The sequence below is a fragment of the Aliivibrio kagoshimensis genome, assembly GCF_050337105.1.
Taxonomy (GTDB): domain Bacteria; phylum Pseudomonadota; class Gammaproteobacteria; order Enterobacterales; family Vibrionaceae; genus Aliivibrio_A; species Aliivibrio_A kagoshimensis.
In genome coordinates this window covers 1-8,369 of record NZ_JAKJSQ010000107.1, presented here as the reverse complement: position 1 = coordinate 8,369, position 8,369 = coordinate 1, and the positions used below count along the sequence as shown (strand labels likewise).

Sequence of the window (8,369 nt, the reverse complement as noted above, 5' to 3'; positions counted from 1 at the left end):
TTTTTTTATGTAACCCTGCATTTAAATGTGATCTGAATCAATGTTTTTATCACTTGTTACAAATAGTTTGCATATAGAGATCTAGGTCAAAGTTTTGCTTTAAAAAATGGCCACAATGCGCCTTCCTATTCCAGCAACATGAACAATGAGTACTTATATTATGCAAAATGCAACTAGCTCAACTGTGGGCGAAATAAAAAAAGCAAAATGGACATATAAAGATTTCACTTGGACTCTCTCTCTTTTCGGAACCGCTGTTGGTGCCGGTGTACTTTTCCTTCCAATCAAAGCAGGCGCTGGCGGTTTCTGGCCTCTAGTCATTCTTGCTCTTATCGCTGCACCAATGACGTGGTTTGCTCATAAAAGCTTAGCTCGTTTTGTACTTTCAGCGAAAAACCCAGAAGCAGATATCACGGATACTGTAGAAGAACATTTTGGTAAACAAGGCGCGACACTTATTACTTTTGCCTACTTTTTCGCTATTTACCCTATTGTTCTAATCTATGGTGTTGGTATTACTAATACCGTTGATTCCTTCATGGTTAATCAGCTTGGTATGGAATCAGCACCACGTTGGTTACTATCCGGTGGATTAATTGCTCTAATGACAGCGGGCGTTGTATTTGGTAAAGAGCTAATGCTTAAAGCCACTTCAGCTATGGTTTATCCATTAGTCTTTATCCTATTAGCCTTATCTCTATTTTTGATTCCTGATTGGAACTCATCAATGGTTTCAGTAAACCCTGATTGGTCATCAATGCCTTCAATTGTTTGGCTTGCAATTCCAATCATTGTGTTTTCATTTAACCACAGCCCTGTGATCAGCCAGTTTGCTAAAGAGCAACGCCGTGTATATGGTGAAGATGCATCTAAAAAGACCGATATGATTACGGGTGGCGCTGCGATGATGCTAATGAGCTTCGTAATGCTGTTCGTATTCTCAGTCGTACTTTCACTGTCACCTGAGCAGTTAGCACAAGCACAAGCCGAGAACATCAGTGTTCTGTCTTACCTTGCGAACGTTCACGCATCACCACTTATCTCAATTTTAGGTCCAATCGTTGCGTTTGCTGCGATTACGTCTAGCTACTTCGGCCACTTCTTAGGTGCACACGAAGGTCTAGTTGGACTAGTAAAAACTAACTCAACAATGCCAGTGAAAAGTATCAACAAACTGTCAATGGTATTTATCGTAGTAACGACCTGGATTGTTGCTATCGTTAACCCAAGTATCTTAGGAATGATTGAAACAATCGGTGCGCCAATGATTGCAGCCATTCTATTCCTAATGCCTGTTTATGCTATGTACAAAGTACCAGCAATGGCGAAGTATAAAACATCAGCCCCTGTTCGTATCTTTACAGCGCTTTGCGGTGTTGCCGCAATTACTTCTGTAATTTACGGTGCGCTATAATTAGCTATACTTACTTAGCTATTAAGCGTCAATAATAATGAAATTAGGCCTCCTTTATCGGAGGTCTAGCTTTCGAGGTGAATAACATGATTAGCGTTTTTGATATCTATAAAATCGGTGTAGGTCCTTCTAGTTCGCACACTGTTGGTCCAATGAAAGCGGGTAAAGAATTTATCGATGAGCTTCGTAGCATCGGTAAATTGCGTGACATCACAAAAATAACTGTCGATGTTTACGGCTCACTTTCTTTAACTGGTAAAGGTCATCAAACAGATATCGCCATTATTATGGGACTTGCTGGTAACAGCCCAGAACACGTTGATATCGAGAGCATTCCCGGTTTCATTGCTCGTGTTGAAGAGACCGAGCGACTGCCTGTAGGTATGCATTGCCACACTGTTGATTTTCCACGAGAAGGTGGCATGAACTTCCAAACCACTAACCTATCGCTACATGAAAACGGTATGCAAATTCACGCGTGGGTTGGTGATGAAGTGTTCTTCAGTAAAACGTACTACTCTATCGGTGGCGGTTTTATTGTTGATGAAGAGAACTTCGGTAAAGAAGTCGAAAGCTCTGTCAATGTCCCTTACGAATTTAATAGTGCAGAAGAACTGGTTAACTTATGTAAAGAACACTGCCTCTCTATCAGCGCCCTTGTATTAGAAAATGAACGTGCTGTTTCGTCATCTGACGATATTAGTACTTACTTTTCGAACACTTGGAAAGCGATGCGTGAATGTATGGATCGAGGCATGAACACTGAAGGCGTTCTTCCTGGACCTCTGCGTGTTCCACGTCGCGCAGCAGCACTTCGTCAACAGCTTCTAACGACTGAGAAACTCTCTAATGACCCAATGACGGTATTGGATTGGGTGAATATGTTTGCTTTTGCTGTGAACGAAGAGAATGCAGCGGGCGGTCGTGTGGTTACAGCCCCGACTAACGGTGCATGCGGTATCGTTCCAGCGGTATTGGCGTATTACGATAAGTTTATCCAAACAGTGGGTCCTAAAGAGTACACACGTTATTTTGCTGCTTCTGGTGCTATTGGTGGGCTATTTAAACAAAATGCCTCAATCTCAGGTGCTGAAGTTGGCTGTCAAGGTGAAGTAGGTGTCGCTTGTTCAATGGCCGCAGCTGGCCTTGCTGAATTGATGGGTGGAAGTGCTGAGCAGGTCTGTATTGCTGCTGAAATTGCTATGGAGCATAATCTTGGCCTAACGTGTGACCCTGTTGCTGGTCAAGTTCAAGTTCCATGTATTGAGCGCAATGGTATTGCTGCCGTTAAAGCAATCAACGCAACTCGTATGGCACTTCGCCGTTCTACAGCACCACGAGTATCACTTGATAAGGTTATTGAGACCATGCTTGAGACAGGTAAAGATATGAATGCTAAATATCGTGAAACCTCTCAAGGCGGACTCGCTATTAAAGTGATCTGTTAATCTGCTCCTTTAGATAAAAAAGGCGGCTAATCAGTCGCCTTTTTTGTCATCATTTGTGAGTCGCAATCAGAACTTAGCCTGTATAAATACAGCCCGCCGTGCAAGTCTCTTTAATCATCACTTTGCTAAGTTGTGGTAGGCTTGGCTTTAACTGCTGCCATATCCACTCCGCTAATACTTCACTGGTCGGATTCTCTAACCCTTCAATGTCATTCAGATAGTAATGGTCTAAGCGGTCATAAATAGGCTTAAAAGCCGCTTTTATTTCCGAAAAATCAATGATCCAACCGGTGTGTGGATCGACATCTCCTGCAACATAAAGACGAACGAGAAAAGAGTGACCATGAAGGCGTCCACACTTATGCCCCTCAGGCACATGCGGCAACAGATGCGCGGCTTCAAACATAAACTCTTTATACAACTCAGTAGACATGGAATTTCTCTTGATCATGGAAACAATAATAGTGGTGGCAGATGCTACGCAAAATTGGTTGACGTCTCAAGTCATTCCCAACTATTTTCGTTTTAAAAATATGTTCCATCACCAGCAGATAACGATCACATTTGTCATCACTATTTATTACCTTACTCCAACCATTTGTTAACATTGTTGTTAATAACCATATTTTTACAAAGGCTTTACGATGCAGTTGTCCATTACCCACAAACTGTTACTGACTCTAATTACCGTTTTCTCTTTAGTATTAACTATCTCGCTTTTCTACCAACACTCACAACAGAAGCAGTTACTCGATGAGATCGTGTCTGAACAGCTGCACGATAAAGCCAGTAATTACTTTGATAGTTTAAATATGATGATGTTGACTGGTACCATCTCTCAACGTGAAACTCTACGCAGTAAAGTTCTTGAACAATCAGGGATTGAAGAGGCACGTGTGATTCGTTCTGATAAAATATCAAACTTATTTGGCCCTGGGTTTGCCGAGCAAAAAGTACAAGATGAGATTGACCAACGCGCATTAAATGGTGAGACGGTTATCGAACCGATCATTGCGGACTGGGGAAAAGGCATTGTCGTCGCTCTGCCCATGCGTGCGAGCAAAGATTATCGTGGTACCAATTGTTTAAACTGCCATATGGTTAATGAGGGGGATATTCTCGGTGTGGTTCGGTTAGAGTACAACGCCACCAAAATGAATGAGTCTGTTAATAATAAAACCGTTATAGCAGGTTTAATCATGGCCTCTATCGCCTTTATTGGATTTGTCTTTACCGTATTTATTATCCGAAAAATAGTCATAAAACCTCTCAAGACCATCTCAGCATCGATGAAAAAAACAAGTGATAATAAAGATCTGAGTTTACGAGTTAATAGTGATAGGCATGACGAGATTGGTGAATTGAGCCGTAGCTTTGACCAGCTATTGGATAACTTTTCTTCCAGTCTACAACAAGTGCAAAGTACCTCCCACTCACTTGTTATTGCCTCGACAGAATTAACTGAGGTCTCGCTAAACACCCACTCTTCCGTAAATAACCAGCGTATAGAAACGTCAGAGGTATTAACGCACATAGGTTCAATGCAACAACAGCTATTTCAGGTGGAAGAGCGTACAAACGATGCCCTTGAGTTGAGTGAACAGATGTCGAGTGCCGCAATCCAAGGCACCACGCTTGCTCAATCAACCAGTAGCGACATTAATAATCTGGTTGGGGATATTGAAGAAGTCAAAGATCAAATTAATCAGCTGAATCAACAAAGCCAACAAGTTTCTTCTATTTTAGATGTTATCCAATCTATTTCTGAACAGACGAACCTACTGGCTTTAAATGCGGCGATTGAAGCGGCACGAGCTGGTGAACAAGGACGCGGTTTTGCGGTCGTAGCAGATGAGGTTCGTCTGTTAGCGACACGCACTCGTGATGCAACCCAAGACATTCAAACTATCATTGAGCAGTTTCGTATCGACAGTGGTAAATCACTCGATTCGGTTGAGAAAACATGTACAGCGGCTTACCAACGTTCAGAGATGGTTAAACGCTTAGCCACATCACTTAGTGATATTGGGCAGCAAGTACAAGAAGTCAACCAGCATGCCAACTCTATTAACCAGCAATCAAAAGAACAATCCAGCCTGAGTAATGATATTAGAACTCGAGTAAAGACCATCACCGACCATACCGACTCAACATCGTCTCATGCAGCGAAAAGTCAGGCGATTAGTCTAAATCTTGAACAACTCTCTGAGCAATTAGAACAATTACTTAATCAATTTACCCTTTCTGATGCTAACAAGGGTTGAAGCTTGAAATGAGACAGGTAATATGTCACCTGAAAACCAATTTTTATGTACATTGACGAAAATGTACCTTAATGGAGAAGTAAATTAGATGACTTACGCGCCTGTAACAGACGTACTTAGCGGAAAGTTGACCGTAGACAGTGAAGTCACTGTCCGTGGTTGGATACGCTCACGTCGTGATTCCAAAGCTGGAATCTCTTTTCTTGCCATTTATGACGGCTCTTGTTTCGACCCGATTCAGGCCGTGGTCCCTAATGAGCTAAATAATTATCAAGACGAAGTGTTAAAACTGACGACTGGTTGTTCTGTTGAAGTCACAGGCACCATCGTTGAATCCCCAGCAAAAGGGCAAGATTTTGAACTTGCAGCGACTGCAGTAAAAGTAGTCGGTTGGGTTGAAGATGCTGAGTCGTACCCAATGGCTAAAACACGACACTCTATTGAGTATTTACGAGAAGTCGCTCACCTGCGCCCACGTACTAACGTTATTGGGGCTGTTGCTCGTGTCCGTAACTGCCTCTCACAAGCGATTCATCGCTTCTATCATGAGCAGGGTTACTTTTGGATGTCTGCTCCATTGATCACGGCTTCAGATGCGGAAGGTGCTGGTGAGATGTTCCGCGTATCCACATTGGATATGGTGAACACGCCGATGACCGATGAAGGCACTGTTGATTACGACAAAGACTTCTTTGGTAAAGAGACTTTTTTAACCGTGTCAGGTCAGTTAAATGCGGAAACCTACGCGTGTGCACTAAGTAAAGTCTACACTTTCGGCCCAACTTTCCGAGCTGAGAACTCAAATACCAGTCGTCACTTGGCTGAGTTTTGGATGGTTGAACCCGAAGTTGCGTTTGCCGATCTTGATGATGCAGCGAAACTGGCAGAAGACATGTTGAAATATGTCTTTGCTGCTGTACTTGAAGAGCGCCGTGATGACCTTGAGTTTTTCGCTCAACGCATCAACAAAGAAGCAATTACTCGTCTAGAGCAGTTTGTTACTTCTGATTTTGCTCAAGTAGACTACACGGATGCAATTACGATCCTACAAGAGTCTGGCCGCAAGTTTGAGTTTGATGTTGAGTGGGGCATTGACATGTCTTCTGAGCACGAACGCTACCTGGCTGAAGAGCACTTCAAAGCACCTGTCGTGGTGAAAAACTATCCAAAAGACATCAAAGCGTTCTACATGCGTATGAATGACGATGGTAAGACAGTAGCCGCTATGGATGTTCTTGCCCCTGGCATTGGCGAAATCATTGGTGGTTCTCAGCGTGAAGAGCGTCTAGAGTTGCTTGATAAGCGTATGATTGAGATGGGTATTGAGCCTGAACACATGAGCTGGTATCGCGATTTGCGTCGTTACGGCACGGTTCCTCACGCTGGTTTCGGTCTAGGGTTTGAACGTTTAGTCTCTTATGTGACTGGCATGCAAAACATCCGTGATGTCATTCCATTCCCTCGCGCACCTCGCTCAGCAAATTTCTAAAAAAGTCTTACTTTACACCCCGATTAGTCGGGGTTTTTTTCATCTAAACTGCATATCTTTTCCAACTGCCTCTTTCTATTCATACTGCTATTTCTATCTGCTCACACTTTTAAAAAAAAATTCTTGCTCTGAGTCGCATTTTTCCTTGTACACCCGTCGATTTAAAAGGTATAAATAAAATGAAAACACCTTTTTTATTAGATCACCACGGATGACGACTATGTTTGAAAAAATCGCTCTAGCTCCTGCTGACCCAATTCTTGGTTTAACTGAAGAGTTTAAAAATGATACTCGCAGTGAAAAAATCAATTTAGGCGTTGGAATCTACAAAAATGAAGCTGGCGAAACCCCTATTCTCGCTACAGTAAAAAAAGCAGAAGCTCTTTTGCTGTCAAATGAAAAAACCAAATCTTACCTAACAATTCAAGGTACTGCTGAATACGGACTTGCAGTACAGAAACTCCTTTTTGGTAACGATGCTGACATTATCTCTAGTAAAAGAGCGCAAACCGCTCAAGCTCCAGGTGGCACAGGTGCCCTTCGAGTTGCTGGTGAGTTTATCAAACGCCAACTGTCTGATAGCAAGATCTGGATCAGTAACCCTACCTGGGCAAACCATGTAGGTGTATTTACCGCTGCTGGCATACAAACTTCACAATACAGCTACTACGATGCTGAGACAAAAAACAAAGACCTATCATCAATGATGGCCGACCTTAAGCAAGCACAACCTGGTGATGTCATTCTTTTACACGGGTGCTGCCATAACCCTACGGGGATTGACCCAACAGCTGAGGAGTGGGAACAACTTGCAAAACTCTGTGCTGATAAAGAGCTACTTCCACTGTTTGACTTTGCTTACCAAGGGTTTGCAAAAGGTGTTGAAGAGGATGCTCAAGGGTTACGTATCTTTGCCACACATTGCAAAGAGTTACTTGTAGCCAGTTCTTTCTCTAAGAACTTTGGTTTATATAATGAGCGTGTTGGGGCATTTACACTTGTCTCTGAAACGCCTGAGACGTCTGTAGCGGCATTCTCACAGATTAAAACCATCATACGCTCTATGTACTCAAACCCACCGGCTCACGGCTCATCAGTTGTCACAGAGATACTCAATGACGACAAGTTACGTGCAGAGTGGGAACAAGAAGTCAAAGAGATGCGTGATCGTATTCAAGAGATGCGTACTCTGTTTGTAACGACCTTAAAAGAGCAGGGCGTAACAGCAGACTTTAGTTTCATTGAGCGCCAAAACGGTATGTTCTCTTTCTCTGGTTTAACCAAAGAACAAGTGAACCGTTTGAAAGATGAATTTTCTATCTACATTGTTGGTTCGGGTCGCATTAGTGTGGCAGGAATGACGAAAGATAACATGCTACCGCTATGCCGAGGTATCGCTGCAGTTTTATAACGCGGCTAGGTTGTATGCTAAGACATTAGTGTCCCGTCCTAAAATACGTTGACGGTTTTTAATAGAAGGTCAGAAGCTTTTCGCTCTGACCTTTTTGTGCACCTCGTTTGGTGTCTTCATTCCCAAACTTAAATGCGGTCTCATTTCATTGTATATCTGTATTGACTCATCAACGAGCAATTTTAATTCATCAAGCCCTCGGCACTTGTACAACAAAAACTCCTGTTTCAGTATGCCATTTATACGCTCTGCAAGGGCATTTTGATAGCAGTCATACCCATCTGTCATCGATGGCCTAATTCCGCTTCTTGTCAATGCGGCCTGATAAACACCAGAGCAATAT

At 42.7% G+C, this 8,369-nt stretch carries 6 protein-coding genes and 1 pseudogene; 5 read left to right on the top strand and 2 right to left on the bottom strand.

The window, feature by feature from the left end:
- The first annotated feature begins 160 nt into the window (after positions 1 to 160).
- On the top strand, positions 161 to 1,414 hold the full coding sequence (locus tag L4C32_RS19645; protein ID WP_428198590.1) for an aromatic amino acid transport family protein: 1,254 nt from the start codon (positions 161 to 163) through the stop codon (positions 1,412 to 1,414).
- A gap of 86 nt (positions 1,415 to 1,500) precedes the next feature.
- Positions 1,501 to 2,862 carry an L-serine ammonia-lyase gene (locus L4C32_RS19640; protein ID WP_428198589.1) on the top strand — a complete coding sequence of 454 codons (1,362 nt, stop codon included), beginning with the start codon at positions 1,501 to 1,503 and terminating at the stop codon, positions 2,860 to 2,862.
- A 73-nt stretch (positions 2,863 to 2,935) separates the two neighbouring features.
- Here the strand turns inward: L4C32_RS19640 and queD are convergent, their stop codons facing one another.
- The gene (gene queD / locus L4C32_RS19635; RefSeq protein WP_428198588.1) at positions 2,936 to 3,295 is read right to left on the bottom strand and encodes a 6-carboxytetrahydropterin synthase QueD; all 360 of its coding nucleotides are present in this window, start codon (positions 3,293 to 3,295) and stop codon (positions 2,936 to 2,938) included.
- A 211-nt stretch (positions 3,296 to 3,506) separates the two neighbouring features.
- Between queD and L4C32_RS19630 the strand changes: the two genes are divergently transcribed.
- The 3 genes from L4C32_RS19630 to L4C32_RS19620 all read left to right on the top strand — a co-directional run bounded on the left by L4C32_RS19630 (position 3,507) and on the right by L4C32_RS19620 (position 8,026).
- Positions 3,507 to 5,126, top strand: a complete 1,620-nt coding sequence (locus L4C32_RS19630) for a methyl-accepting chemotaxis protein (RefSeq protein WP_428198587.1) — start codon at positions 3,507 to 3,509, stop codon at positions 5,124 to 5,126.
- Between the two features lie 88 nt (positions 5,127 to 5,214).
- The gene (gene asnS, locus L4C32_RS19625; protein ID WP_428198586.1) at positions 5,215 to 6,615 is read left to right on the top strand and encodes an asparagine--tRNA ligase; all 1,401 of its coding nucleotides are present in this window, start codon (positions 5,215 to 5,217) and stop codon (positions 6,613 to 6,615) included.
- A gap of 220 nt (positions 6,616 to 6,835) precedes the next feature.
- The gene (locus tag L4C32_RS19620; protein WP_428198585.1) at positions 6,836 to 8,026 is read left to right on the top strand and encodes an amino acid aminotransferase; all 1,191 of its coding nucleotides are present in this window, start codon (positions 6,836 to 6,838) and stop codon (positions 8,024 to 8,026) included.
- Between the two features lie 58 nt (positions 8,027 to 8,084).
- Here L4C32_RS19620 and L4C32_RS19615 read toward each other — a convergent pair.
- Positions 8,085 to 8,369, bottom strand: a pseudogene (locus tag L4C32_RS19615) (integrase core domain-containing protein); the annotation flags it as partial.

What these genes read in the sequence shown, in the direction of transcription:
- L4C32_RS19645 (WP_428198590.1), top strand. Translation starts at nt 161, where the DNA reads ATGCAAAATGCAACTAGCTCAACTGTGGGCGAAATAAAAAAAGCAAAA.
- L4C32_RS19640 (WP_428198589.1), top strand. Translation starts at nt 1,501, where the DNA reads ATGATTAGCGTTTTTGATATCTATAAAATCGGTGTAGGTCCTTCTAGT.
- queD (WP_428198588.1), bottom strand. Translation starts at nt 3,295, where the DNA reads ATGTCTACTGAGTTGTATAAAGAGTTTATGTTTGAAGCCGCGCATCTG.
- L4C32_RS19630 (WP_428198587.1), top strand. Translation starts at nt 3,507, where the DNA reads ATGCAGTTGTCCATTACCCACAAACTGTTACTGACTCTAATTACCGTT.
- asnS (WP_428198586.1), top strand. Translation starts at nt 5,215, where the DNA reads ATGACTTACGCGCCTGTAACAGACGTACTTAGCGGAAAGTTGACCGTA.
- L4C32_RS19620 (WP_428198585.1), top strand. Translation starts at nt 6,836, where the DNA reads ATGTTTGAAAAAATCGCTCTAGCTCCTGCTGACCCAATTCTTGGTTTA.